Source organism: Pseudomonas sp. P5_A2_2 (assembly GCF_054177685.1).
In genome coordinates this window covers 1-1,965 of record NZ_JBGCUL010000840.1, presented here as the reverse complement: position 1 = coordinate 1,965, position 1,965 = coordinate 1, and the positions used below count along the sequence as shown (strand labels likewise).

At 57.1% G+C, this 1,965-nt stretch carries 2 protein-coding genes; both read right to left on the bottom strand.

The window, feature by feature from the left end; translation table 11 throughout:
- The coding region (locus ACXRVY_RS26370; RefSeq protein ID WP_458238662.1) for a YeaH/YhbH family protein at positions 1 to 795 on the bottom strand (795 nt) is incomplete at its 3' end.
- Between the two features lie 203 nt (positions 796 to 998).
- Positions 999 to 1,965, bottom strand: a 967-nt coding sequence (locus ACXRVY_RS26365; RefSeq protein ID WP_458238661.1) for a PrkA family serine protein kinase, incomplete at its 5' end; no start/stop codon positions are given.

Sequence of the window (1,965 nt, the reverse complement as noted above, 5' to 3'; positions counted from 1 at the left end):
GTCCTTGGTCGCCTGGGTCATCGAGCCGGACACGTCCATCAGGCAGAACATCACGGCCTTGGAGCTGGGGTTGGGTTGCTTGATGAGCAGGTTGTACTTGAGGTCGAATGTGTCGAGAAACGGTATGCGGTGAATGCGCGCGCTGAGTTTTTCGATTTCAGCTTCTATTTCCTGAATATCGCCGAAATTATCTGGTTCTTCCAGCTTGATTCGCAGAAGTTCTTCCTTGGCTTCGCGCAGTTTCGCCCGGCTGCTGCCGGACAGGGCGATTCGCCGGGCGTGGGCTGAACGCAGGGTACGGATGATGTTGATCCGCGACGGGTTGCCCTCGTTACTGATCCCGGCCCGCACGGTCTTGAAGGTATCGGTGCCGGTCAGGTTGCGCTTGACCAGGTTGGGCAGTTCGAGATCCTCGAACATGAATTCGAGGAACTCTTCCTGGGTGATCTGAAAGACGAATTCGTCCATCCCTTCACCGGAATTGCCGGCCTTGCCGGGGCCTCGACCGCCACCGCCTCCCGGTGGCCGGGCGATATGTTCGCCACTGGTGAATTCCTTGTTGCCCGGGTGCACGACCGTCTGCTTGCCGCCGCGACCGTGGTGAAGCACCGGCTCGTCGATGTCGCGGCCGGGAATGCTGATTTGTTCGCCGTGTTCCATATCGGTAATGGAGCGCCGGCTGACCGCCTCTTCGACAGCCTTTTTGATGTGGTCACGGTAACGCCGCAGAAACCGCTGACGGTTCACCGTGCTCTTGTTCTTGCCATTGAGACGTCGGTCGATCACATAGCTCATGACTGCTCCTTAGAAGCTGTCCTGAAAGGGGCGAGCGGTGATACAGCATCGAACCGAGAGCCGAGGGATATTGAACGCTCCCCCAAGCGCTTTGGATGCTGCCTGAACTCGCTACCGACTTTCGAACACCTCCCAGAGGCCTGTGTAACAGAAAAGCCCACACAGGTCTCTGGCTGACGACAACCGGTCTGACCGGCAGCGGGTTATTGTGATTTTCTGACTCGCAGGTACCACTCGGACAGCAGTCGTACCTGTTTGTCGGTGTAACCGCGCTCGACCATCCGTGTGACGAAGTCGTTGTGTTTTTGCTGGTCCTCTTTGCTGGCCTTGGCATTGAAGCTGATGACTGGCAGCAGGTCCTCGGTGTTGGAGAACATTTTCTTCTCGATGACCACCCGCAGTTTTTCGTAGCTGAGCCAGGTCGGGTTCTTGCCGTTGTTGTTGGCCCGGGCACGCAGGACGAAGTTGACGATTTCGTTGCGGAAATCCTTCGGATTGCTGATGCCGGCCGGTTTCTCGATTTTCTCCAGTTCTTCGTTCAACGCTACGCGGTTGAGGATCTCGCCGGTTTCCGGGTCGCGGTATTCCTGGTCCTGGATCCAGAAGTCGGCGTACAGCACATAGCGATCGAAGATGTTCTGGCCGTACTCGCTGTAGGACTCGAGGTAGGCGGTCTGGATCTCCTTGCCGATGAATTCGATATAGCGCGGTGCCAGGTACTCCTTGAGGAAGCGCAGATAGCGTTCGCGGGTCTCCGCCTGGAACTGTTCCTGCTCGATCTGTTGTTCCAGCACGTAGAGCAAATGCACCGGGTTGGCGGCAATTTCGTGCGGATCGAAGTTGAACACCTTCGACAGGATCTTGAACGCGAAACGGGTGGAAAGACCGTTCATGCCTTCGTCGACACCGGCGTTGTCGCGGTATTCCTGGATCGACTTGGCTTTCGGATCGGTGTCCTTGAGGTTCTCGCCGTCGTACACGCGCATCTTCGAGTAGATGTTGGAGTTTTCCGGCTCCTTGAGGCGCGAGAGCACGGTGAACTGGGCCAGCATCTTCAGGGTATCCGGCGCGCAATGAGCCTTGGCCAGCGAGCTGTTGAACAGCAGCTTGTCGTAGATCTTCACTTCGTCACTGACCCGCAGGCAGTACGGCACTTTGACGATGTAGATC